The sequence below is a fragment of the Pseudomonas gebzensis genome, from assembly GCF_034427815.1.
In the GTDB taxonomy this organism is placed as follows: Bacteria; Pseudomonadota; Gammaproteobacteria; order Pseudomonadales; family Pseudomonadaceae; genus Aquipseudomonas.
Window position 1 is genome coordinate 340368 of record NZ_JAXQNS010000003.1, and the last position, 24941, is coordinate 365308.

Annotated in this window: 22 protein-coding genes and 1 pseudogene; 20 read left to right on the forward strand and 3 right to left on the reverse strand. The window is 66.4% G+C overall.

Annotated features, from left to right (window positions below):
• Positions 1–163: 163 nt before the first annotated feature.
• The 7 genes from SJI00_RS08545 (at position 164) to SJI00_RS08575 (ending at position 8168) form a co-directional block, all read left to right on the forward strand.
• Positions 164–304, forward strand: a complete 141-nt coding sequence (locus SJI00_RS08545; protein ID WP_322461293.1) for a hypothetical protein — start codon at positions 164–166, stop codon at positions 302–304.
• A gap of 131 nt (positions 305–435) precedes the next feature.
• Complete coding sequence (locus SJI00_RS08550) at positions 436–2517, forward strand: hybrid sensor histidine kinase/response regulator (RefSeq protein WP_322461294.1); 2082 nt, start codon at positions 436–438, stop codon at positions 2515–2517.
• 151 nt (positions 2518–2668) lie between these two features.
• The gene (locus SJI00_RS08555; protein ID WP_322461295.1) at positions 2669–2995 is read left to right on the forward strand and encodes a hypothetical protein; all 327 of its coding nucleotides are present in this window, start codon (positions 2669–2671) and stop codon (positions 2993–2995) included.
• An 81-nt stretch (positions 2996–3076) separates the two neighbouring features.
• On the forward strand, positions 3077–3403 hold the full coding sequence (locus SJI00_RS08560) for a hypothetical protein (protein ID WP_322461296.1): 327 nt from the start codon (positions 3077–3079) through the stop codon (positions 3401–3403).
• A 343-nt stretch (positions 3404–3746) separates the two neighbouring features.
• Positions 3747–5195, forward strand: a complete 1449-nt coding sequence (locus SJI00_RS08565; protein ID WP_322461297.1) for an APC family permease — start codon at positions 3747–3749, stop codon at positions 5193–5195.
• A gap of 57 nt (positions 5196–5252) precedes the next feature.
• The gene (locus SJI00_RS08570; RefSeq protein WP_322461298.1) at positions 5253–6674 is read left to right on the forward strand and encodes an aldehyde dehydrogenase family protein; all 1422 of its coding nucleotides are present in this window, start codon (positions 5253–5255) and stop codon (positions 6672–6674) included.
• A gap of 165 nt (positions 6675–6839) precedes the next feature.
• Positions 6840–8168, forward strand: a complete 1329-nt coding sequence (locus SJI00_RS08575; RefSeq protein ID WP_322461299.1) for an alginate export family protein — start codon at positions 6840–6842, stop codon at positions 8166–8168.
• Between the two features lie 196 nt (positions 8169–8364).
• On the opposite strand, the gene SJI00_RS08580 is transcribed toward SJI00_RS08575, so the two are convergent.
• Positions 8365–9099, reverse strand: a complete 735-nt coding sequence (locus SJI00_RS08580; RefSeq protein WP_322461300.1) for an IclR family transcriptional regulator — start codon at positions 9097–9099, stop codon at positions 8365–8367.
• A 252-nt stretch (positions 9100–9351) separates the two neighbouring features.
• Here SJI00_RS08580 and SJI00_RS08585 point away from each other — a divergent pair, with 252 nt between their 5' ends.
• The 10 genes from SJI00_RS08585 to SJI00_RS08630 all read left to right on the forward strand — a co-directional run bounded on the left by SJI00_RS08585 (position 9352) and on the right by SJI00_RS08630 (position 19773).
• The gene (locus tag SJI00_RS08585; RefSeq protein WP_322461301.1) at positions 9352–10893 is read left to right on the forward strand and encodes an acetolactate synthase large subunit; all 1542 of its coding nucleotides are present in this window, start codon (positions 9352–9354) and stop codon (positions 10891–10893) included.
• A 10-nt stretch (positions 10894–10903) separates the two neighbouring features.
• Positions 10904–12394, forward strand: a complete 1491-nt coding sequence (locus SJI00_RS08590; protein WP_322461302.1) for an aldehyde dehydrogenase family protein — start codon at positions 10904–10906, stop codon at positions 12392–12394.
• 27 nt (positions 12395–12421) lie between these two features.
• Entirely contained in the window at positions 12422–13216 is a 795-nt protein-coding gene (locus SJI00_RS08595) for an SDR family NAD(P)-dependent oxidoreductase (protein ID WP_322461303.1), read from the forward strand.
• Between the two features lie 31 nt (positions 13217–13247).
• On the forward strand, positions 13248–14285 hold the full coding sequence (locus SJI00_RS08600; protein ID WP_322461304.1) for a WD40/YVTN/BNR-like repeat-containing protein: 1038 nt from the start codon (positions 13248–13250) through the stop codon (positions 14283–14285).
• 13 nt (positions 14286–14298) lie between these two features.
• Entirely contained in the window at positions 14299–14748 is a 450-nt protein-coding gene (locus SJI00_RS08605) for a VOC family protein (protein WP_322461305.1), read from the forward strand.
• A gap of 14 nt (positions 14749–14762) precedes the next feature.
• Positions 14763–15365, forward strand: coding sequence for an amino acid synthesis family protein (locus tag SJI00_RS08610; protein WP_322461306.1), 603 nt, complete (start codon positions 14763–14765; stop codon positions 15363–15365).
• A gap of 25 nt (positions 15366–15390) precedes the next feature.
• Positions 15391–16242: an alpha/beta fold hydrolase gene (locus tag SJI00_RS08615; RefSeq protein WP_322461307.1), complete on the forward strand. Its 852-nt coding sequence runs from the start codon at positions 15391–15393 to the stop codon at positions 16240–16242.
• A 15-nt stretch (positions 16243–16257) separates the two neighbouring features.
• Complete coding sequence (locus SJI00_RS08620) at positions 16258–17865, forward strand: bifunctional 3-(3-hydroxy-phenyl)propionate/3-hydroxycinnamic acid hydroxylase (protein ID WP_322461308.1); 1608 nt, start codon at positions 16258–16260, stop codon at positions 17863–17865.
• Positions 17862–18629: a 2-keto-4-pentenoate hydratase gene (locus SJI00_RS08625; protein WP_322461309.1), complete on the forward strand. Its 768-nt coding sequence runs from the start codon at positions 17862–17864 to the stop codon at positions 18627–18629. The genes SJI00_RS08620 and SJI00_RS08625 overlap by 4 nt, the downstream gene beginning before the upstream one ends.
• Positions 18630–18834: 205 nt before the next feature.
• Positions 18835–19773 carry a helix-turn-helix domain-containing protein gene (locus SJI00_RS08630; protein ID WP_322461310.1) on the forward strand — a complete coding sequence of 313 codons (939 nt, stop codon included), beginning with the start codon at positions 18835–18837 and terminating at the stop codon, positions 19771–19773.
• Between the two features lie 280 nt (positions 19774–20053).
• Here the strand turns inward: SJI00_RS08630 and SJI00_RS22555 are convergent, their stop codons facing one another.
• Complete coding sequence (locus SJI00_RS22555; protein WP_416221016.1) at positions 20054–20809, reverse strand: methyl-accepting chemotaxis protein; 756 nt, start codon at positions 20807–20809, stop codon at positions 20054–20056.
• A gap of 102 nt (positions 20810–20911) precedes the next feature.
• Positions 20912–22108: pseudogene (locus SJI00_RS22560) on the reverse strand (methyl-accepting chemotaxis protein); the annotation flags it as partial.
• A 582-nt stretch (positions 22109–22690) separates the two neighbouring features.
• Between SJI00_RS22560 and SJI00_RS08640 the strand changes: the two are divergent.
• From SJI00_RS08640 to SJI00_RS08650, 3 genes are all read left to right on the forward strand, one after another.
• Positions 22691–23902, forward strand: a complete 1212-nt coding sequence (locus tag SJI00_RS08640; protein ID WP_322461312.1) for a multidrug effflux MFS transporter — start codon at positions 22691–22693, stop codon at positions 23900–23902.
• A gap of 54 nt (positions 23903–23956) precedes the next feature.
• Positions 23957–24193 carry a hypothetical protein gene (locus tag SJI00_RS08645; RefSeq protein ID WP_322461313.1) on the forward strand — a complete coding sequence of 79 codons (237 nt, stop codon included), beginning with the start codon at positions 23957–23959 and terminating at the stop codon, positions 24191–24193.
• A 194-nt stretch (positions 24194–24387) separates the two neighbouring features.
• Complete coding sequence (locus SJI00_RS08650) at positions 24388–24801, forward strand: DUF3597 domain-containing protein (protein WP_322461314.1); 414 nt, start codon at positions 24388–24390, stop codon at positions 24799–24801.
• The last annotated feature ends 140 nt before the right edge of the window (positions 24802–24941 follow it).

Here is a 24941-nt window from a genome sequence, read left to right on the forward strand (position 1 = left end):
AATTACGTTGCATCGACAGTGAGTTGATTCGCACACTTCCTTCACCCCAACAACACAATAAGGGGGTTCCATGAGTTGTCTGATCTGTGCTGGCCAGGCAGAGTCCGTCGAGTGTTCCTCCGGCTGGGAGGAAAGACGCTGCTCCCACTGCGGCTGTTACCGAATGTCACAAGCGCTGATCCTGCAGATGATGGACGAGGGCCAGATCTTCGATTCCACCAAGATGCGCGCCTGGCTCACCGCGCAGCGAGGTGCCGTCGCGATTCCGTCCATCGAGTTTTCCCACGCCATTCTGGTCCAATGAGCCGGCACAGGCGCTCTGCACGGGAGCGCCACACGTAGCCTGTCCCCTCGCGCCTGAACAAAGCGTGGTCACCATGAAACCCCCGTGCCAGCAGGATGTCAGACAGTCCAGAGTCAGGACCGAGACACACGATGGACCTCATCGATACACCCCCAATTGATCACAGTGCGCCTGAGGCGCGGCGACCCAACCCGAGCGATGCGCAGGAGCGGTTGCAGCTGGCCCTCGACGCCGGCGCGATCATTGGCACCTGGGTCTGGAGCATTCCTGACGACTGCCTGACGGCCGATGAGCGCTTCGCCAGCGCGTTCGGCCTGTGCCCGCAGCGCTGCGCCGCCGGCATTGCCCTGACTGAGGCCTTCGGTTCGATCCACCCTGACGACCGCGACCACGTCTGGACACAGATCCGCGAGCTCCTTGAGCACGGCGGGCGTTTTCGCTGCGAATACCGCGTGTTGCGCAGCGACGGCCAGTACCACTGGATCGAAGGCAGCGGGCGCGCTGATCGCGACGCCAGTGGCCGCGTGGTGCGCTTTCCCGGTGTGTTGCTGGACATCGAGTCCCGGCGCGCTGCCGAGGCCGAGCGCGATCGCGCGACGGCCCTCTTGCGCACCTTTACCAGCGCCGTACCGGGGGTGGTCTACGCCAAGGATCTACAGGGGCGCATGCTGGTGGCCAACCACGGCACCACCGCACTGATCGGCAAACCGCCAAGCTTTTATCTGGGCAAGACCGACCTCGAGTTTCTCGAAGACCCGCAGCAGGCCCGGCAGATCATGCAGACCGACCAGCGCATCATGCGCCTGGGCACGGCCGAGCAGATCGAAGAGCAGGTGTCGATGCCCGATGGTTCGGCGGCCACCTGGCTGTCGAACAAAGCGCCGTTTTTCGATGACCACGGCAGGGTGATCGGGCTGATCGGCTCGTCGGTGGATGTCACCGCCCGCAAGACCGCCGAGGCGGCGCTGCAAGCGCTCAACCGCTCCCTAGAAACCCGCGTCAACGAAGTGGTCGCAGAGCGCGAAGCGGCTCAGGCCGCGCTGCGCCAGGCGCAAAAGATGGAAGCGGTCGGCCAGCTCACAGGCGGCATCGCCCATGACTTCAACAATTTGTTGGCGGGGATCACCGGCAGCCTCGACCTGATCAAGCTGCGCCTGAGCCAGGGGCGCTTGACCGACGTCGAGCGCTACCTTGGCGTGGCCCATGGCGCCGCCCAGCGAGCTGCAGCACTGACCCACCGGCTGCTGGCGTTCTCGCGGCGCCAGACCCTGCTGCCGGTGCACACCGATGTCAATGCGCTGATCAGCGGCCTGGAAGAGCTGGTGCGCCGTACGGTCGGCCCCTCGATCACGGTCAAGGTCGATCTGCAAGCCTGCGCCGATACCTGCCTGGTGGACCCGGCGCAGGTCGAGAATGCCTTGCTCAACCTCTGTATCAATGCCCGCGATGCCCTCAGCGGCGGCGGCTGCATGACCATCAGCACGCGCACCGAATGGCTCGATGCCGGCCCCGCCCTGGACCCGGAACTGGCGCCCGGACGCTACTTCACCGTGTGTGTGGCCGATGACGGCGTGGGCATGAGCCCGCAGGTGCTGGCCAAGGTCTTCGAGCCGTTCTTCACCACCAAGGCGGTGGGTGCGGGAACGGGGCTGGGGCTGTCGATGATCTATGGCTTCGCCAAACAGTCGGGTGGCCAGGTGCGCATCGATTCCACGGAGGGCGAGGGCACCTGCGTGTACCTGCAACTGCCCAGCCACGCGGCGGCGGCAACCGTGGCGTCGAAGGCCGAAGCCGAGCCTCCCACCTGCATCACGGCCCAGGACGAAACCGTGCTGGTCGTCGATGATGAGCCGTCGGTGCGCATGTTCGTCAGTGAACTGTTGGGCAACCAGGGTTACCGCGTCGTGGAGGCGGCCGATAGTCAGTCCGGTCTGCAACTGTTGCGATCGGACATCCGCATCGATCTGCTGGTGACCGACATCGGCCTGCCGGGCAGCCTGGATGGACGGCAGATGGCCGAGGCGGGGAGGCTGTGCCGCCCGACGCTGCCGGTGCTGTTCATGACCGGTTTCGCCCAGCCCCATGTGTTCGATGACTGTCCCCACCAGCGCGCCACCGAGGTGCTGATCAAGCCCTTTGCCCTGGAGCGTTTCATCCACTGTGTCAGCAGCTTGCTGGACAAGTCCCCGCCGACCTCGCCCGGTAGCGGGTGAGCGGTCTGTTTGCCCTGGAAATAACCTCCAAGGCCGCGCCCCTGTGACGCACCGTTCTGATACCCTCATGCAGACTTCACCACCCACACTGATTGACGCGCCGAGTCGCGTCGATTGCACAACGACCTCATCGAGGAAAGGGAGATTCACCATGACCGTTACCGACCGTCTGAGCCTGCTTCAGTACGAGCATCTGAGCCTGGGTGGGTCCGCAGCGGCTCAGTTCACCCAATCGCTCGATGCCCTGCGCGTACTGAACCTGGCCGAGCGCTATGAGCACCCGGCAGCGCTCTACCTGGGCGACATCGCCGACGTCGAAGACCGCGAAGAACTGCTCTGCGCCAAGAGCCTGGCGCTCGGCTTCGCCCACGGCCTGATCGCGGCCAAGGTCATCAGCGAGGCCCAAGGTGAGGCGCTGCGCCAGGTGTTCCAGGACGCCGCCGACCGCGCCTCGGCCGATCTGCTCAGCAAATCCTGATCCACACCTCGCTGCCCGCCGGCGCCCCCGGCCTACTGCCCGACTGAACACGGGCCCCTCGCATTCCTGGACCGGTTCGGCATGTACCCCACTACCCCGGATGGTCGCTACTTCGTGGTCAAGGGCCAGTTGTGGCGCTGCAGCAACCCGGCCTTGAGCGAGGCTGAACGCCAACGCCTGGTCAACGTGCTGATGGCGGCGCGTCGCGCGGTGAAGGCGGCCAAGGCCAGCCACGACGAACCTGCCCTTCGCCAGGCCCGGGCGCAGGTCGATGCGGCCAAGACCGACCTGGGCGAACGCGGCCCGGTGTGGTGGAGTGACGCCAGCCCCGACTACAACCGCCAGCGTGTCGCCAACACGCCCTATGCCCAGTGGTACCAGTCGTTGGGCACTGCACCCAGCGCCTGATAGCCCACGCCTTCGCAGCGAATCGCCGGCGCCCCTTCTGTTGGCCGTAGCGCGCGTATTCGCCAGCGCTTCATCCGCCTCCTTACCTTCGCACCCGCCTGGCTCGGCGGGATGCGGCGCGCTCGCGCCTGAGTCCAGCCGCCCATTACCAGAAGGTACAGCGGCCCCCTGGCTGTGTTCCGCCATGGGGCACGCTGCCCGCAACCCTGCCGTTTTGGGCTAACCCACCGCCGCCCAGCAGGTCTAGCATCGATTCCACGCACACGGCCGTGTCTACACAGTGCGATGAAACGTGCAACGTCGCGCCAGACCACATGCAGCCTCATACAACAAGGTCAATAGAATGAGCGTTTCCCTCCCTGCGAACAGTTCCACGGAGCTCAGGCGCGGTACCCTGGGCGTCGGTTTCATCATCTTCTTCGTGATCTCGGCGGCCAGCCCGCTCAGCGTCATCGCTGGGGGGTTCCCCATCGGCATCATGCTCGGCAACGGTGCCGGCACCCCGGCGCTGCTGATCGCCACGCTGCTGGTACTGCTGGCGTTCTCGGTGGGCTACACCACCATGGCCCGCTACGTGACCAACGCTGGCGGCTTCTACGCGTTCTGCTCCCGTGGGCTGGGTGGCACGGCCGGCGGTGCGGCAGGGGTGCTGGCCATGTTTGCCTACAACATCTTGCAGGTGGGCCTGTACGGCATGTTCGGCGGAGTCGTGGCGGGCACCATGAGCGCGGTGTTCGGCATCGACCAGCCGTGGTGGGTGTACTCGCTGCTGGCCATGGTCAGTATCGCCGTGCTTGGCTACCGCAAGATCGACCTGTCGGCCAAGCTGCTGTCGTTCGTGGTGATCGCCGAGTACCTGGCCATTCTGGTGCTGGACCTGGCGATCATCCACAGCGGCGGTGACAGCGGTGTCAACTTCGATTCCTTCGAGCCGCGCAACATCGGCAGTGGTACGCCCTCCATTGGCTTGCTGTTCTGCTTCGCGGCGTTCATCGGCTTCGAGGCCACCACCATCTACGGTGAAGAAGCCAAGGACCCGAAACGCACCATTCCCATTGCCACCTACGCCTCGGTGCTGCTGATCGGAGTGTTCTACACGCTGTCGGTGTGGGCCATCGTGGTGGGCGTGGGCAGCGACAAGATCGTGCCCACCCTGCAAGCCCTGCAAGACCCGACCACGCTGCTCTACGGCCTGTCCGACCACTATGTAGGCCCGCAACTGACCCAGGTGATCCGCGTCCTGTTCATGGTCAGCATCTACGCAGGCCTGCTGGCCTTCCACAACGCCGCCGCGCGGTACTTCTTCGCCATTGCCCGCGATGGCCTGTTGCCGCGCCAGTTGGGCACTACCCACCGGGTGCACCAGAGCCCGCACATGGGCTCGGCCCTGCAAAGCCTGATCGCGGCCGTGGTGGTGATGATCTTCGCCGCCATGGGCGCTGACCCGATTCTGCAGCTGTTCGCGTGGTTCTCCAGCCTCGCCACGCTGTGCGTGATCCTGTTGATGGCGATGACTTCCGCCGCAGTGCTGATGTACTTCCGTCGCCAGCCCGAGCTGCGCCTGGGCTGGTTGCGCCGGTGCCTGTTGCCGGGCTTCGCCATGCTCGCCTTGCTGGGTGTGCTGAGCGTGGCGGTGCTGCACTTCGACGTGCTGACCGGGGCCAGCAGGGGGCTGTCGTACACCCTCTGCGCGGTGATCCCAGCGGCCCTGCTCGGCGGCGCGCTACTGGCCCGGCGCCTGCGCCGCAAGCATCCGCAGCGTTTCGACGCCCTCGGCAGCCACAAACTCTGACGCTTCTCTCACCGGTGGTGGCGCACGGTGCGCCGTCTCAGCCAAGGAAATGACCCTATGCAGACCTTCCACTTAGTCATCGACGGCGCCCAGGTGGCTGGCCAGGCCGGTGACTTCGCAGTCCTCAACCCGGCCACGGGCGCCGCTTTTGCCCGCTGCCCGGCAGGCTCGCTGGAGCAGCTCGACGATGCCGTCAGCGCTGCCCGCGCCGCCTTCGCCAGCTGGCGCCTGAGCAGCGCCAGCACCCGCCGCAGTTGCCTGCAGCTCGCCGCCGATGACCTTCAACGCGAAGCTGAAGAGATCGCCCGGCTGATCGTCCAGGAGCAGGGCAAGCCCATGGCCCTGGCCATGTCCGAAGTAATGGGCGCCGTGGCCTGGATGCGCTACAACGCCGAGCTGAAGATCCCCGTCGAGCTGATCGAGGAAACGCCGCAGCAACGCATCGAGCTACACCGCAAGCCGCTGGGTGTGGTGGCCTCGATCACGCCGTGGAACTGGCCGCTGATGATCGCCGTGTGGCACATCATCCCGGCCCTGCGCGCGGGAAACTGCGTGGTCAGCAAGCCGTCGAGCCTGACCCCGCTGAGTACCTTGCGCCTGGTGCAGATCCTCGACCGCCACCTGCCGCCGGGGGTGATCAACATCGTTACCGGCGAGAAGGGATTTGGCAGCGCCATCACCACCCATCCCGGCATCGACAAGATCGTCTTCACCGGCTCCACCCCGACCGGACAGAGCGTGATGCGCGGCGCGGCCAGCAACCTCAAGCGCCTGACGCTGGAGCTGGGCGGCAACGACGCGGCCATCGTCTTGCCCGGCACGCCGTTGGAGTCGGTGGTAGACGACATCTTCGATGCCGCCTTCCTGAACATGGGCCAGACCTGCGCTGCGCTCAAACGCCTGTACGTGCACGAATCGCAATACGCGGCCTTCACCGCCGCCCTGGCCGCGCGCGCGGCGCGTGAAGTGCTCGGCGATGGCCTGCAGCCGGGCGTGACCTTCGGCCCGGTACAGAACATGGAGCAGCTGGAACTGGTGCATGAGCTGGTCGAAGACGCCCGCCAGCGCGGTGCCAGCGTGCTGTGCGGCGGTGCGCGGCTGGCCCGTGAAGGGTATTTCTACCCGCCAACCATCGTCGCGGATGTCACTGACGGCCACCGCCTGGTCGACGAAGAACAGTTCGGCCCGGTGCTGCCGGTGATCGCCTACCACGACATCGAGGAGGTGCTGGCCCGTGCCAACCGCAGCAGCATGGGCCTGGGCGGGTCTGTGTGGGGCACTGATCTGGAACAGGCGCAGAGCCTGGCGTCGCGCCTGGAAAGCGGCGTGGCGTGGGTCAATTGCCATGCGCAGATTCAGCCCAACACCCCCTTCGGGGGCAGCAAGATGTCGGGCTTTGGTATGGAGTTCGGCGTCGAGGGGCTGCTGGAGTTCACCGGCCAGCAGTTGTTGTTCGTGCGCAAGACCGAGAGCGCCTGAGCCCATGCCGATCTGCCCACCCGCGTTACCGGCAACTCGGGTGGGTGGAGCGGCTGTCCTTGCGCCCTGCGGCGCGAGGGTCATTGTTTCCCGATCAGCGACCGGTGTCGCTGACCCTTCACCTGTACCCATAAGAATGCCGCCAAGGCACCCAGGAGCACTTGCATGACCCCGACTCTGATCACCAAGACCGCCCGCCACGGCCTGGCCCTGACCCTGGCCGTCGGCCTCGGCGTACCGGCCCAGGCCATCGAGCTGTACAGCGATGACGACGCCCATCTCAACGCCGATGTGCTGGCGGTGTACGGGCTGTTCAACAGCCGCAAGAACTATGATGGCACCACCGGCGGCTCGACCTGGCGCGAAGGCTTCGTCAAGTACGGCCTGGGTGGCGATTACCGCCTGCGCGACGCTGGCACCGCCTATGGGGCGTTTGCGCTGGTCAGTTCAGGCACCTGGGGCGATGGCGACCCAGGGGGCAACAGCACCGGTGCCGAGCGCACCACCAAGATCGAGGATGCGTACCTTGGCTGGCGCTCCGGGGAGTTGTTCCCGGTGTTGGGCAAGGATGGCGTGGACGTGTCCGCCGGCCGCCAGCAGGTCCGCCTGGGCCGCGGTTTTCTGATCAACGACGACGGCGCCAACCTCGGCCAAGGCCCGGCCGATGGCGCGCTGAACCGGGGCGGTGCCTATTACCTGGCCGCACGCCACGCCTTCGACCGCACTGCGGTCATTCGCCTGGGTGGCACGGACGGTTTGCACGGCAGTGCGGTGTGGCTCAAATCCGATAACCGCGCCCAGGCCAATACCGAAATGGCCGCCGGCACCCTCGATTACACCCACGCGCTCGGCACCCTGGGCGTCACCTACATCCATGGCCTGGATGTCGACGACCGCTGGGCCAGCGACTTCCAGCGCCAGCGCGACGGCATGAACGTGTACAGCCTGCGCGGCGAGGGCAGCCTCGGCGTCCCAGACACTACGTTCGCCTTCGAGTACGCCCGCCAGCACCCGCGCAGTGGCAGCGAGCGCACGGCCTGGTACGGCGAGGCGGCGTACAGCTTCTCCAGCGCGCCATGGACGCCCTCGGTCAGCTACCGCTATTCACGTTATTCGAAGGACTGGGACCTGCTCTTCACCGGCCAGAGTACCGGCTACGGCACGTGGTTCCAGGGTGAGGTGGCGGCCAACTATTCCGGGCCGTTCGCCACCAACGCCGCCATTCACCATGTGGGTCTGAAGGCCAACCCCTTGCCCAACGTCACCCTCGGCGCGCTGTACTACGACATCAACAGCGTCAGCACCGCTTCCGCCCTGGACCTCAGCGCCCGCGAGCTGGACCTGTACGTGGAATGGGCGGTTAACGAGCACCTGATCGTCACGCCGCTGGTGGGTTTGTACAAACCGGACCGCGATGCCCAGAGCGGTGGTAACCAGGTCAATGGCAACGGCACCAACGTCTATACGCAGTTGGTGGTGGCAGTGCCGTTCTGAGCCCCGCAGGGACGGCCCGCCTGGGGCCGGCTGCGCCGCCCCTCGCGACTGAACGCGCTTCAACAGGATTGCGTGTTGCCTGAGACGTACCGGCTTGCTGTGGGAGCGCCGCAGCGGCCGCTCCCTCAGGGGATTGAAATCATTTCAGCAAGGCCTGTGGTGAACGGACCAAACCAAGCCTGCACCGCAACACGTCCTACGCCAGGTTGGCCGCGATCTTCTGCGCCGTCTGCATCACTCGCGCGGTGACCGCGTCCTGACGCAGCAACTGGAAGTTTTCCCGCGTGCCGACTGCCGCCAGGCTGCCCAGGATGTCATCGCTGCCCGCGGCAAAGATCGGGGCGGCGATGCCCGTCAGGCCCAGGTTCAGCTCATCGTGGGTGACGCAGAAGCCGTCCTTGCGAATCTTCTTGGCCGCCTTGGCAAAGCTGTCCCAGTCGTACGGGGCATCGTTCTCGTTGGCCATCTGCTCATCGAACAACCGCTGCAGGCGCCGGCCTTTCTGGTAGGCGATCAGCACCTTGGACTGCGCGCCGCGAAAGAACGGCAGCGGCTGCCCACGACCGAAGGCGAAGCGGTAGGTGTCGCTGGGTTCGGCGATGTAGGTATTGATGATGCGCCCGTCATAGAACACGCTGGCGAACACCGCCAGCCCGGTTTCCTCAGACAACCCATGCATCAGCTCGCGCCCGGCGATCAGGATCGGGTCGTACTGACGCATCATCCAGTCCAGTTCGATGATCCGCGGCCCCAGCCCATAACTGCCGGCATCGACGCGCACCAGCAGCCCCGCCTCACATAAATCTTTGACGTAGCGGTACACCGTGGCCCGCGACAGGCCCATGCGCTCGGCGATGGCGTCGGGGTCGATCTTCAGGGTGTCCGGGCTGAATAGGTCCAGCACGCTCAGCATCTTGCTCAGGCTGCTCATCTTGCTCCAACGGGTTGATACAGAAAGGTCGCTACGGAAGGGGCAGCACACTGCCGTGATGGCGCGTGCCTGTAGCGCGAAGCTTAGTGCATTCAGGGTGAGAAAAACAGCGTTCGGAGTCGGGTGCTGGCGCTAGATAAATTACATAAATCTCAAAATAAGAGAAATAATACAAATAATCGCTTGTTGAGATCCTTTTTCTATGTGATAAATCTCTCCATCTGAAACGGCAGCACGTGGAAGGGGTTGAACATGAATGGCGCGCAATGGTTGGTGAAGGCGGCGGTAGCCAGTGGGATCGAGTACTGCTTCGCCAATCCCGGCACCACGGAAATTCCACTGGTGGCGGCGCTGGCCGGTGAGTCTTCGCTCAAACCGGTGCTGTCATTGTTCGAAGGGGTGTGCACCGGCGCTGCTGATGGCTACGGCCGCATCAAAGGGCGTCCAGCCATGACGTTGACGCACCTGGGCCCAGGCTTTGCCAACGGCATCGCCAACTTGCACAACGCTCGCCGGGCCAACACGCCGATCGTCAACGTGATCGGTGACCACGCCGCCTGGCACGTCAACTACGATCCGCCGCTGGCCAGCGACATCAACGCCCTGGCCGGCACAGTCTCGGGCTGGGTGCGCACCTCGCGCAGCGCCAATGCCCTGGGCGAAGACCTGCACAGTGCGGTGCGCGCCGCCTGGCAGCCCGCCGGGCAGATCGCCAGCTTGATTTTGCCGATGGACCTTCAAGCCCATGAGGTCAGCCACACCGCCACCTTGCCCACCGTGCAGGCGCCACGCCGGCGCTTCGACGGCCAGCGGGTCGAGGCAGTGGCCACGGCGCTGCGCAATGGCCAGCGCCTGGTGTTCATCGTCGGCGACGAAGGCCTGAGCGAAGCCGGGCTGCTGGCAGCGGGGCGCCTGGCGCAACTGCCCGGCGTGAAGCTGTTCGCCGAAACCTTCCCGCGCCTGAGCCTTCGAGGGGGTGGCCTGCCAGACCTCGACCGCCTGCCGTACTTCCCCGAAGTCGCGATCGCCGAGCTGGCCCACTACGACCGCGTGGTCTGCGCCGGCGTACCGGAACCCATCAGCTATTTCGGCTATGAAGGCATCGCCTCGCGCTTGGCTGAAACCGATCGCCTACTGCCCCTGGCCGAGGTCGGCGATGACGTCAGCGGTGCCCTGGCAGCATTGGCAGAAGCACTCGACGCACCCGCCTGCGAGCCCGCGCCCATGAGCATCACCTTGCCGGCCGATGCCGACGCGCTGACCCCGCACTCGATCGGCAGCGTGCTGGCGGCGGCCTTGCCCGCGGGCAGCATCGTCTCGGTGGAAGGCGGCACCTGCGGCTACCCGTTCTTCACCGCTTCTGCCCGCGCCGAGCGCCACCGCGTGATGACCAACACCGGCGGTGCCATCGGCCAGGGCCTGCCGGTCGGCTTCGGCGCCGCCCTGGCCGAGCCCGGCACCCCGGTGTTCTGCCTGCAATCGGACGGCAGCGCGCAGTACACCATCCAGACGCTCTGGAGCATCGCCCGCGAACAACTGCCGGTGGTGATTCTGATCGCCGCCAACCATCGCTACGCCATCTTGCAGAACGAGCTGCGCCGCTTTGGCGTCACCGAGTTCGGCCCGCAGGCCCTGGCCCTGACCGAGCTCGACCGCCCACGGGTGGACTGGAAAGCCTTGGCCCAAGGCTACGGTGTGCCGGCCTGCACGGTGACGAACAATGGCGAACTGCACCGCGCCCTGAGCCAGGCCAAGGCCTCGCGTGGGCCCTTCCTGATCGAAATGTCCCTCTGAGGAACTGACCATGAGCACCGTGCAACTTGTGCCCGAGCTTCACGCGTTTCTGGACCGCCCCGGCCAGCTGTTCATTGGCGGCAGCTGGCAAGACGCGCGCAGCGGCGAGCGTTTCGAGGTGGAAAACCCCGCTGAGCAGCGCGTCATCAGTGACGTCGCCCAGGCCGGCAGCGCGGATGTCGACGACGCCGTGGCGGCTGCCCGCGCCGCCTTCGAAGGCCCGTGGCGGCAGTATTCGCCGGCCCGGCGCGGGGGACTGCTGCTGCGCCTGGCCGACCTCATGGAAGCCGAGGCCGAGGGCCTGGCGCAACTGATCACCCTGGAAAACGGCAAACCGCTGGGCATGGCCCGGGGCGAAGTGGCCAGCGCGGTCAGCATCATGCGCTACTTCGCCGGCTGGCCGACCAAGATCGAGGGCAGCACGCTGCCGGTGTCGCCGGCCAGTGGCCACCCGATGCTCAACTACACCCTGCGCGAGCCGGTGGGGGTGTGCGCACTGATCGTGCCGTGGAACTTCCCGCTGAACATGTGCGTGTGGAAGCTCGGCCCGGTGCTCGCCACCGGCTGCACGGCGGTGCTCAAGCCTGCCGAGCAGACCCCGCTGATCGCCATTCGCCTGGTGCAGTTGATCGAAGCCGCCGGCGTGCCGCCCGGGGTGGTCAACCTGATCACCGGGCAAGGCCAGCGCGTCGGTGCGCCGCTGGCCGAGCACCCGGACGTCGACAAGATCGCCTTCACCGGCTCGACCCAGGTCGGCAAACTGATCGCCCAGGCCGCCACCGGCAACATGAAGAAAGTCTCGCTGGAGTTGGGCGGCAAGTCGCCGAACATCATCCTGGCCGACGCCGACGTCAAACGCGCCGCCAAGGGCGCGGCCGACGGCATCTTCTACAACCAGGGCCAGGTGTGCACCGCCGCCTCGCGCCTGTATGTCCACCAATCGCTGCTCGATGACGTGCTCGACGAGCTGCGCCGCCACGCCACGGCGCATGTGGTCGGTCCGGGTCTGGACCCGGCCAGCACGCTCGGCCCGCTGGTCTCGCAGCGCCAGCTCGACACCGTCAGCGGTTACCTGCAACGCGGCCTGGCCGATGGCGCCGAGCTGATCTGCGGCGGCCAGCGCCCGGCGCACCTGGAGCGCGGTCACTTCATCGAGCCGAGCGTGTTCCTCGATCGGCAGGAACGCAGTTGCGTGGCCCGCGAAGAGATCTTCGGCCCGGTGCTGACCGTGATGAGCTGGTCGGAGCCCGAAGAGCTGGTGGCCCGTGCCAACGATTCGCCTTATGGCCTGGCCGCCGGGCTGTGGACGAACGACCTGCGCGCCGCGCACCAGTTGGCCGCACAGCTCAAAGCCGGCTCGGTCTGGATCAACTGCTGGAACGTGGTCGATCCCGCATCGCCCTTCGGCGGCTACAAGCAGTCCGGCTGGGGCCGGGAAATGAGCAAGCACGTCATCGACGCCTACACCGAAACCAAAAGCGTGTTCGTCGACCTCGCCTGACAACAACACTACACACGAGGATTCAACATGGATCTGCAACTGCAAGACCGCGTGGCCATCGTTACCGGCGGCGGCATGGGTATCGGCAAGGAAGTGGCGCGTTTTCTGTCCCAGGAAGGCTGCAAGGTCGTGATCTGCGCCCGGCGCATGAGCTACCTGGAAGAGGCCGCCGCCCAGATCACCGGCGAGACCGGCAATGAAGTGCTGCCGCTGTACTGCGACACCAACGACATGGCCGCAGTCAACACCATGGTCCGGCAGGCCCATGAGCATTTTGGCCGTATCGACATCCTGGTCAACGGCGCCGCCGCGCCTTCCGGGGTAGTGCGCAACGACATCGAACACGCCGGCGACGATGAGCTATTGGCCGACCTCAACACCAAGGTGATCGGCTACTTCCGTTGCGCCAAGGCCGTGACCCCGCACATGAAAGCCGGCGGTTTCGGTCGCATCATCAACATCGGCGGCCTTACCGGGCGCGCCAGCAAGGTGTTGTCGGGCATGCGCAACCTGGCCATCGCGCACATGACCAAGACCCTCTCCGACCAGCTCGGCGCCGACGGCATCACCGTCAACCTGATTCACCCAGGCGTGGTCGACACCCCGCACATCCAGGAACTGTACGAGCGCGAAGGCGTGAAGCAGAACAAGACCCCGCAGCAGGTCGAGCAGGCCTACATCGCCGCCACGCCGATCCGCCGCACCTTGCAGCCGATGGAAATGGGCTGGCTGATCGGCTTTCTGGCCTCGCCCAAGGCTGGCGCCATCACCGGCGAGTCCATCGGCATCGACGGCGGCTTGACCCGCGGCATCTACATCTGAGCCGCGCCTTCCTATTCGAGGAGTACAGAGCATGAGCACTGGAACCTTGCTGGTTTCCACCGTCGGCCAGGCGGTGATCCGCAGCGCCGACGAAGGCCGCACCTGGCATCGCCTGGGGGTCAAGCACCAGGCGATCGAATTCGACGCCATCACCCGTTCGCTGAGCTTCAGCCCGCAGGTGCCGGACACCCTCTACGTCGGCGCCGACGTTGGCCTGTGCGTCAGCCACGACACCGGCGGCACCTGGCTGCGGGTCGACTCGCCGTTCAACGGCCAGACCGTCTGGAAGGTGGCGGTCGACCCACAGGATGCCCGGCGCATCTTCGTCGGCACCGGCGCACCGTCCCGGGCCGTGCTGTGGCGGACCCTCGACGGCGGCGAAAGCTGGTTCCGCGTGCCGGTCGAGATTCCGGAGTTCTGCGACGGCGTGAACCGTCCGCGGCTGCTGGCCTTCGCCTACGACCCCACCGACCGTAACCAGGTCTGGTTCGGCCTGGAGGAGGGGGGGCTGTTCCACAGCCGCGACGGCGGCGACAGCTTCGAGCGCCTCGACGACCGCCTGTTGTGGGATTTCAATTCCGACGTGCACAACATCCTGGTGCTGCCCAACCACGGTGAGAAAGTCATCGTCGTGGTCTGCGTCAACGCCGTGTACCGCAGCCTCGATGAGGGCCGGACCTGGACCGGGATCATCGCCAAGCACGCTTTCGGCCTTTATTACGTGCGGGTCATGACGGCGCCACCGGGCAGCCAGAGCACGCTGTACCTGAGCATTTCCGACGGCACCCCGGGCACCACCAGCAAGGTGCTGATCTCGCGCGATGCCGCGCAAACCTGGGAGGTGCTGCCGCTGCCGCAGCAGCCCAACTCGTGCGTGTGGGCCATCGCTTTCAACCCCGACAACCCCCAGCAGATGGTCGCCGGCACCAAGTATGGCCACCTCTTTACCTCGGAAAATGGCGGCGACAGCTGGCACAAGCACTGGCGTGAATTCAGCGAGATCGCTGATGTGGCCTGGACGCCCGCCGTGGCGCAGATCAAGGCCGGGCACCAGTCGGTCATCGGGTAGCGGAGGTCGCAGCATGAAAGTCGAAATCGTTCGTACGCACATCTCGCTGTTCGTCAGCGACCCGGAGGCTTCGGGGCACTGGTACGCCGACGTGCTGGGCATGCACGAAAGCGCCCGTGGCCCGGCCTGGGTGATGATGGCCTTTGGCGACAAGCACCACGACATCGCCCTGATCCAGGCTGAACCCGGCGCCCAGCAGGGCGGCCTGGGCTTGCAGCACTACGGCCTGGAGATTGCGGGTGACCTGACCACCCTGCGTCAGCTGTACGGCATGTTGCTGGCCAAGGGTGTGGAGATCGTCAAGCTCACCGACCACGAGATCGGCAACGGCTTGTACTTCAACGACCCGGACGGCAACCGCCTGGAATTCTTCCTCGAAACCGAGCACGACGACGCCCAGGCCAAGGCCCGCTTCAATGCCGCTGGCGCGCCGAGCCGACCCTTCACCCTCGACCCCCTGTGACAAGGACCGCTCAGATGAAACCGACCAATTTCGCCGGCTACCACATTCGCAAATGGCACAGCTTCGTCGAAGAAACCCTGGCCAACGAGTCCGGTCAACTGGCCGACGGCGAGCCTCTGTTCAAATACGCCGTGGCCGCCGTGATCCACAACCCTTACGCCGGGCGCTTCAGTGAGAGCCTGGCCGAGCTGATCGGACCCTCGCCCCAGTTGGGCCGCGCCTTTGGTGAGCGCATCCAGGCGCTGGCCGCCGGGCGCCCGATCGAAAGCTATGGCAAGGCCTGCCTGGTGGGCAGCCAGGGCGAGTACGAGCACGGCAACGCGTTTCTCACCAACCCTGCCGCCGATCCGGTACGCGTGGCCCTGGGCGGCGGCAAGTCGTGGGTGCCGTCGACCGGCAAACGCGGCGCGCCGGGCGCGACCATCGACGTACCGCTGGCGCACAAGGACGCGCTGTACGTGCGTTCGCACTACGACACCCTGTCGCTGACCTTCGGCGACGGCCCGGCACCTGACGAAGTGATCATCATCTGGGCCTTCGCCACCCGTGGCCGCCTGCACGCGCGTTTGGGCGGGCTGGCGGGGGCGGATGTCCAAGGCGAAAACGGCCTGGTCTGACCTGGCCTGTACAAGGAGCCCGTCCATGAGCGTCGTCAGCGGTTTTTTCCACACCCGCACAGGCCTGCGCCTGCACTACCTGCACCACGCCAATGCGCAGGGCATACCCGTGCTGATGCTGCACGGCCTGCGCGCCTACGCGCAGACCTGGGACAGCCTGGCCGCGGCCCTGGGCCCAGGCTATGACTGCATCGCGCTCGACCAGCGCGGGCGCGGCGCCAGCGCCTGGGCGCCGAGCGACAGCTATCGCACCGAGGTGTATGTCGATGACCTCGAAGACCTGGTCAGCCACCTGGACCTCGAGCGCTTCGTGCTCATCGGCCACTCCCTGGGCGGCGCCAACGCCCTGGAATACGTGCGACGCAACCCGGGCCGGGTGCGTGCCCTGGTGATCGAGGACATCGGACCGGGTTCCTCCAGCCAGGGCGAGGGGGCCGCGCGGATTCGTCGGGAAATGGCCGGTACGCCGCTGCTGTTCGCCGACTGGCCGGCGGCCGAGGCGTTCTGGCGGGGTTCACGACCAGGCTTGTCGGCCGAGGCGCTGGCCTCGCGGCTGCGCCACTCGATGCGCGCCAGCGACGACGGCATCGTCTGGCGCCACGACCAGCAAGGCATCGCCCAGGCGCGCCTGAGCATCACTGCGACGGACCTGTGGCCGGCAGTCGAGGCTCTGGACTGCCCGACGCTGTTCATTCGCGGCGGGCGCTCGGACTTTCTGCCGCCTGAAACGCTGGCGGCCATGCAACAGCGCAATGCGCACATTCAAGTCGCCCAGGTCGATGACGCCAGCCACTATGTGCATGACGAGCAGGGCGCGCGCTTCAACCGTGTGGTGAAGGAGTTTCTCGCAAGCCTTCATCTGGCCTCAGAACAATAACGAGCGGTGAGTGACATGAAACGCGACAGAACCCAAGTTGCAATCGTCGGCGGTGGCCCGAACGGCATCGCCGCGGCCCATTACATGGGCGTGTATGGCATCGAGTGCGTGGTACTGGAGCTGGCCGAGGGCATCCTGCCGTACCCGCGTGCCGTGGGCATGGACGATGAGGCGCTGCGCGTGCTGCAGGGCATCGGCCTGGCCGACCAGGCCGTGCGCGACATGATCTGCGACGTTCCGCTGCGCTACTACAACGCCCGCGGCGTGTGCTTTGCCGAGGTCAAGCCGACGGTCGCGCCTTATGGCTGGCCGATGCGCAACATATTCATGCAGCAACTGCTCGAAGCAACCCTGCGTGACGCCTTGCCGCGCCACCCGGACATCGAGCTGCGCCAGGGCCACGAGATGCTGGCGCTGGAGCAGAACGCCGACGGCGTGACGCTGCAGGTGCGCGGTGCCGAGGGTGAGGTCTATGAACTGCAGGCGGACTACCTGATCGGCGCCGACGGCGGCCGCTCCGGGGTGCGCAAGCAACTGGGCATCGATCTGCAAGGCCTGACCCACCCGCGCAAGTGGGTGGTGGTCGACACGCGCCACGATTCACTCGATGCGCCGTTCACGGCGCTGCACGCCGACCCGCAGCGCCCCTTCGTGTGCATCTACTTGCCGTACCAGCAGCGGCGCTGGGAGTTCATGCTGCTCGAAGGCGAAAACGAAGCGGCGATGTGCGAAGAAGCCACCATCCGCCGGCTGATCCATGGCCACATCGGCGATGCCGTGGACGAGCTGGAGATCGTGCGCATCCGCGCCTATACCCACAATTCGCGAGTGGCGCAGCGCTTCGTCGAAGGCCGCGCTGTGCTGATCGGCGATGCCGCGCACATCTCGCCGCCCTGGGCCGGGCAGGGCCTCAATTCCGGGCTGCGCGACGTCGCCAACGTGTGCTGGAAGCTCGCCGCCATCCTGCAGGGCAAGGCTTCGCCGCGCATCCTGCAGAGCTACGACCAGGAACGCCGTGGCCACGCCACCGACTTGATCGCCCTGGCCGACAACATGGGCGCCGTGCTGGGCCTGACCAACCCCTTGATGGCCGGCGTGCGCGACTGGCTGTTCCAGGCGGTGAACAGCGTCGACAACCTGCGCTCGCACCTGCTGGAGTTCAAGTTCAAGCCCAAGGCCACCATCACCCAGGGCCTGGTCTTCCACGAGCGCGCCGAGCTGCGCGAAGACGATCTGGTCGGCCAGTTGTTCATTCAGCCAGATGTGGAAACGGCCGACGGCGAGCGGGTGCGTCTGGACACGGTGCTGGGGCAGTCGTTTGCGGTGCTTGGCTACCGGGTCAACCCGGTGCAGGGGCTGTCGGCGGCGACCCGCGACTATTGGGCGCAGTGGGACACCCGCTTCATTCAGATCAACCGCTCGCGCAGCGGGCCGGGGCGCAACCAGCCGTTGCAGGCTGACGGCGCGATCAGCGTGGAGGACCTCTACAACCGCCTGGGCCAGTGGTTCAGCAACGTGCGCGATTGCATCGTGGTGATCCGTCCGGACCGTTTCGTTGCCGCGATCACCACGCCGCAACGGCTGGAGTCGGTGCTGGGCAAGTTGCAGGCGCAGCTGTCTTGAACGGGCTGGTCGAGCAACTGCAGCATGCCGAGCTGACCCGTACGCCGCTGGCACCGATGGCCTCGCCGGACAGCCCGGCGCTGAGCGCAGCGCAGGGCTACCAGCTGCAACGCGAAGGGCTGGCGCAGCGCGTTGAGCGCGGCGAGCGGCTGCTGGGCTGGAAGGTCGCCTTCGCGTCGCGTGCGGCGTTCGAGCGCTTTGGCTTGAGCGAGCCGGTGTACGGCGCACTGACCGATGCGATGGAGATCGAAGCGGACGCTGGCTTGGCGCTGAGCCGCTTCATCCAGCCCAAGCTGGAAATCGAACTGGCCCTGCGCCTGGGCCGCGATCTTTCAGCGGGTTGTCACAGTGACGATGACCTGCTCAGCGCGGTGCAATCGATGGCGCTGGCCTATGAGGTGGCCGACTGCCGCTGGCAAGGCTGGCGCTTCGATGCGGGTGCCTTTCTGGCCGACAACGCGGCGGCGGCGGGCTGGTGCCTCGGCCCGTGGCAGGTGTTCGATGCCCGTCGCGCCGAGCAACTGAGCTATGTGCTGTATGGCGACAGTGCGCTGTTGGGCCAAGGCCGCCTCGGCACCCGCGAAGACCCGCCGCTGGTCAATCTGCGCTGGCTGCTACGCCGCTTGCTGGCCGATGGGCACACGCTGCGGCGCGGCCAGGTGATCCTCAGCGGCGCGCTGTTGGCGCCGCTGGACATGACGGCGCGCGAATACCGCTTCGAGGCGCTGGGCACCACGTTGCTGCTCAAGGTGCTGCCAGCCTGAAGGCCATCGATGCGGGGGGCGGTGGCGCTGCATCGAGTCGGTGGGGCGCCGCTTGGTGCCAGACGGTGGCGGCGGCCAAGCCCTGACGATGCACCGACCTGCCTGCGCGACGCCGTCGTCGATCTCTCCTGCATCGGGCCGACCGCGCCGGCGTCACCCGCCGCCGGTATCGGCCACTTTTGGTTCTGCCACAGAGGGCTCGCCCATGTTTGCTGAAACCCGCTGCTTTACCGATTCGCAACAGCACGCCGGGTCCATCGCCGGATGGAACCAGGTGTATGCACAGATGGGTCGCGGCCCGTTGACCAGCGAGCTGGCGCAGGTGTGCGGCACGCGCTTTCAGGTGTTTCGCGAGTCGCTCGACAAGCGCGTAGTGCAGCAGGGTTGCGCCCCGCCAGACCGTCTGTGCATCGCCGTGGTGCTGCCCAGCGGTGCCCTGCCGGTGGTGCAGGGCCATGCGGTGGCGGCCTGCGCGGTGGCGTTGCTGCGTGGCGGTGAAGAATTCGTGGTGCACGCGCCGGAAGGCCTGCATATGCTGGCCGCCAACCTCGACACCGAGCGCTTCGCCCGGCACGCCGCACGCGAGCTGAGCGCGGCGCAGCTCAAGCGCTTGCAGACCGCTTCGCAGGTGGCGGTCGAACCTGCGGCGCTGGCCCGGCTACGCGCGCGCGTTACCGCCTTGATCGACAGTCCGGCGCCTGGCGCCGGACCCCTTTCCGAGCACTGCTTCGAATCCAGCCTGCTGGAAGCCTTTCTCGACCTGTTCCAGCACGCTGACGACGAAGTGCGCAGCCGTCGCGCCAACCTCGCCGTCAGTGCGTACCTGGTGCGCCGCAGCCAGGAGCTGGTGCAACAACAGCCCGAGCAACTGCTGAGCATTCTCGACCTGTGCGGCCAGCTGCGCGTGAGCCGGCGGACCTTGCAGTACAGCTTCCAGCAGGTCACCGGCCTGCGCCCGGTGGAGTACCTGCGCAACCTGCGCCTGAACGCCGTGCGCCGCGCACTGCTGGCCAGCAGCGCCGAGCAGTGCACGGTCAGCGAGGTGGCGGGGCGCATGGGCTTTTTTCACTTGAGCCATTTCGCCACGCATTACCGCGCGCTGTTTGCCGAGTACCCGTCGACGACGCGGCGCAGGGCCGGTTGAGCGGCAGCGTGGCAACGCCCGGCCGCGCGCATCGTGGCGGCGTGTGCCGGACAGTGAGCCGCTAGCGTTGCTCTACAGCGCTGCAGGTCGTGCTCTGGCGTGACGACCAGCGCTCGACAGCGCGGTCCGACGTGTTCGCAACCTGCATCAGGTTGCACGTGACCAAGTGCGTCTCTGGTCAGTGCTCGGCGTTCTGGCCATCGGGGCTGAACGCCCGGGCGCCTGCTCGGGCTTGATCCCGAGAGCCAGCACGGCGCGTGGTCGGCCAACCTTGGCCGCCTCAGGTGCGGAACTGCGCCAGCAGGGTGCGTTGATTTTCGGCCAGGGTGTCGAGCGTGCGGCTGACGTCGTTGGAGGCGGCCATGCGCTCGGTCAGGCGCTGGCTGATGCTGCGGATTTCCGTCATGCGTTGGGCCATGTCGTCGATCACGCCGTGTTGCTGGGTGGTGGCCGAGGCGATCTGTTGGTTCATCGCATGCAGGGTGTCGACCGAGTGGCGGATGGTCTGCAGGCTGGCGTGGCTGTGACCGATCTGCTCGACCACGTGCTCGGCCTTGCCGCGGCTGTCGAGCATGCCGCTCATGGCGTTTTCGGTCAGGCTGTGCAGGCGCTCGACCACCTCGCGGATCTCGCGGGTGGAGGCCTGGGTGCTACTGGCCAAGTGGCGCACTTCATCGGCCACCACGGCGAAGCCGCGGCCATGCTCCCCGGCCCGCGCGGCCTCGATGGCCGCGTTGAGGGCCAGCAGGTTGGTTTTTTGCGCAAGGGTGCTGATCACGTCGAGCACCTGGTTGATCTGCGCGCCGCTGTTGGCCAACGCCTGCAGGCGCGACAAGGTTTCGCCGAGGGTGTCATCGAGGGCGCCGATGCCATCGCGGGTGGTCTGGAACTGCGCCAGCCCTGCCTGCGTGGCGTGCTCGGCGCTGCGCGTGGCCTCGGCGGCCTGGGCGGCGTTGCGGGCGATCTCTTCGGCGCTGGCGCCCATTTGCACCAGGGCAGTGGCGGTCTGTTCGACCTGGCCGTGCTGCTGGAACATGTCGCTGTCGACCGCGCGGGTGATTTCGGCCGAGCGGCTGGCGCAGGCGCGGGTCTCGCTGGCCGCGTCCTGGGCGGTATGCAGCAGCGGCTGGAGTTTTTCCAGGAAACGGTTGAAGCCGTCGGTCAGGCGCGCGGGCTCCGCGGCGCGCAGCGGCGGCAGGCGTTGGGTCAGGTCGCCGTCGCCATCGACCACGCGGTCCAGCGCATCGGCGACGTGCAGCAAGGGGCGTGTCGCGCTGCGTGCCGCCCAGCCCAGAATCAGCAGCCCGAGCAACGCACAACCCGCGCCCCAGCCCAGGCTGCGCCAGGTCGCCTCGCGGCTGGCCTGGTCGAAGTCTGCTTGCAGTTGCAGCGCCGGGGCCAGCAGCAGCGGCTGCGGCACCTGCACCTGCAAGCTCCACGGGCGGGCGCCGTCGATCGGCGTGAACGGCGTGTTGACCTGCGCTTGAGGCTGCACATCGCTGCCCAGCACCTTGGCCACCGGCAGACCCGTGGCCGAGGTCAGGCTGACCGTCGCCTGAGCGTCGTAGAGTTGGCGCTGCAGCTCACCGGTGAGGGTCTGCAGGGTGCTCATGCGGATGTCGACGCCAATCACGCCGATCACCTTGCCGTTTTTCATCATCGGCACGGCAACGCTGCTCATCAGGGTGTTCTGGCCTTCGACCTCGACGGCATAGGGCTCGATGACGCAAGCCTTGCCACTGCTGGCCGGGCACAGGTACCAGTTGTTTTCCGGCTCGCTGCCGGGCGGGGCGTTATTGAGCAGGATGTTGTCTTCGGTGAGCGCCGTCTGTTGTGGCTGGCCGGCCTGGGCCTGGGACCAGTACAGGGCAAAACGCCCCGTGCTGTTGCTGGCCAGGGGCGTTTGCTCAATGAAAGCGTTGTCCTGGCCATCCAGCGCGTTGCGCTCGAACACCACATACAGCCCCAGCACTTGCGGCCGGCGGGCGAGGGCGGCAGCCGTCGTGGCGACCAGTTGCCGGCGCAGCGGCTCGGCACCGAGCAGGCCGCTGTCGTGTTGGGCCTGCAGTTGCAGCAGCTGTTCGGCAACGCCCTCCACATACAGGCGGCTGTCATCGAACAGCCGCTGCATGCGCCCGGCCTGGGCGCGTGCGCTGTCGTCCAGGCGGGCGGTGGCGAGCTGGTTGAACTGCTCTGTGCTCTGCTGTTTCAGTGCTTGGGAAATGCGTTGGCTCTGCCACAGCGTCGCGCACAGGATGGACACGACCACCGCTAGCAGGCACAGCCCACTGAGCAAAGTGATGCGCCATTTCAGGCTCAGGGCGGGTAGGGACATAGGAGCTCCTGGGTCGACACGGGGGCAGGCCTCGGCGTGGGTGCGCCGGGCTGCGCATTATTGTTGTGTGAACGGGCCAGCACGCGTTGGCCGAGGGCCCGGCACCTGATCATGGACGGCCTCGCACCGCAGTCGATATCCCGAATCGGCAGCACCTGAAAAAATCCGTGAGCCGTGACGGTGCGTTAGCGGTTGCCGAATCGGGATAACCGCACGCCTCGACCTGGGCCTATGCTGCGCCTCGTGGCTGGGCAGACAGGTACGGGGTCATCGGTCTTGCCTGGTCGCTTCACACTCACCTGCCTCACGACGCCTGTTTTGGTCGGCCGGCCGCACCCGTGGGTGCGGCCGGGTTTTCTTGAGCGATCGTGCAACGCCACCTCCGGGCTGGGGATCGAGTAGAGGCCTGCGCAGGCGGTCGTTGCGCCGCCGTGCCGAAATGCCTGGATCAGGGCGGCAATGCCGCCTCACGCGCGCAAGAACAAGGCGCCTTCTTGCGCCTGCAAATGGCCGTGTCCGGTGCTCCGTTCAGCCGCGAACACCGATCTGGCTGCCGCCCTTCAAGCGCCTCAGGACATCCCGATGACCACACCGCCCACCTCCCGCACGATCTGGCTCCTGGCAATGCTGGCCGCCAGCGTGCCCCTGGCCGTCGACACCTACCTGCCGAGCTTGCCGCAGATCGCCGCTGACCTGCACGCCGATCCTGCCAGCGTGCAGCGCACCGTCGGCTTGTTTCTGCTCGGGCTGTGCAGCGGCATGCTGATCTACGGGCCGTTGTCCGACCGCTACGGTCGGCGCGGGCTGCTGTTGTCGAGTCTGTTCCTGTACATCGCCGCGAGCCTGGGTTGCGCCTGGGTCGGCGACGTGCAGCAGTTGCAGGCACTGCGTTTCGTCCAGGCGCTGGGCGGCGCCGGCGCCATGGTGCTGGCGCGCACCATCGCGCGGGACCTGTTCCCGCTTAGCGAGGCGGCGCGGGTGTTGTCATTGATGCACCTGATCGCCATGCTTGCCACCCTGGTCGCGCCGTTCATGGGCACCTGGCTGGTGCTGCTTGGGGGCTGGCGGGCAATCTTCGTGGCCCTGGCCGGAATCGGCGCGGTGTGTCTGCTGCTGACCGTGCTGAGGCTGCCCGAGAGCCTGCCGCGCGCGGCGCGCATCGCTTCATTGGGCGAAGCGTTCGGTCATTACCTGAGCGTGTTCCGGCACCCGTTGGGGTTGTGCTACATCCTGGCCATGGGGCTCTCGGTGGGTGGGATGTTCTGCTTCATCACCGCATCGGCGTTTGTCTTCATCGAGCATTTCGGTTTCACGCCGCGGGGCTACAGCCTGATCTTCGCCGTCAACCTGCTGGCCATCGTCGGCGCCACACTGCTCAACGCCCACTGGCTGCCCACGCGCGGGCCGCAGGTGCTGCTGGGGTGGGGCAGCGCGGTGGGTGCAGGGGCGGGTGTGGTGTTGCTGGTCCTGGGCTGGGGCAACTGGCCGGCGCCCCTGCTGTTGGTCGCCACGGTGGCCGTGTTCATGGGGTGCAGTGGCATGGTCGGGGCCAACTGCATCGCCCGGCTGATGGCGCTGTTCGAGCGTAATGCCGGCGCGGCGGTGGGCTTGGCGGTGTCGTTGCAGTTTGCCTGCGGCGCTTTGCTCAGCGCGCTGGTCAGCCAGTTGCTCGACGGCTCGCCACGCATGATGTGCTGGTTGATGGGCGCCTGCGGTATTGGCGGATGGCTGTGCTACCGGCTGATTGCCCGGCTTGAACAGGGCCGAGGCGCCGGGTCGATGCTGACGAACTAATGGCTGACTGATGGGTCAGGTTATTCACTGCCCACGCACTCTGGAGCGACCCCGATGCCTGTCTACACCCTCAGCTATCACCTCAACGGCCATCCCCAAAGCCATCAGCTGCAACTGCAGCAACCCGAGCTCACCGAGCATGACGCAGCCATGCACCTGATCTTGCTGCACTTTGGCGATAGCGAAAACAGCCTGCTGCTGCCCGATGCCCAAGCCACGCCTGAAGTCATCGTGCAACAGGCCGAGCTGCTGGGCGTGAGCCATATCAAGGTCGATTCGGCGCCTGACTGAGCCGCTGCATGCCTGCCGGCTGTCAGACCCCGACGCTGCCCGCGCGGCGCAGGCCGCCCACAGCCATCAGGCACTGGCCTTGCGCCTCAGGTCGCCCTGAAGCGAAACCGATCAAACTTTGCGCACCGGCCGCAGGTCAGCCTTAAGTAGCCATCGCTCATCATGGGCTGGCAGCTTGACACAGGGAGAATGACATGAGCTTGTTCCGTTCCATTCTGGAAAAACTCGGCATGGGTTCGCACGCTGCACCGTCCGCAGATGCTGCCCCAGCACCCACCCCTTCGTCCCCACCCACCAGCGCCGATGCCGCGCCGAACTCACCACAGGGCACCGCGCCCACGTCGATGAACCAGGTCGATGTCGCTCAGCACCTCGAAACGCTGGCCAAGCAGCATTCCGAGCCATTGAACTGGCGCAGCTCGATCGTCGACCTGCTCAAACTGCTCGGTCTGGACAGCAGCCTCGCGTCGCGCAAAGAGCTGGCCCAGGAACTGGGCTACACCGGTTCCCCCGATGACTCGGCCGCGATGAACACCTGGCTGCATCAGCAGGTGATGAAAAAAGTCTCGGAAAATGGCGGCAAGGTGCCGGCTGATCTGTTGCACTGATTCAACGGTCGTATGCACGGCGAGCGCGTGAGTAGTCGCACTCGCCGGGCGCGATCAGCGCACTGTTCGCGCCTACCTCCCATGCTGCCGATTCCATTCCTCCGCTTTGTGCTGTTTGCGCACTGCCACTGGCGCTACCC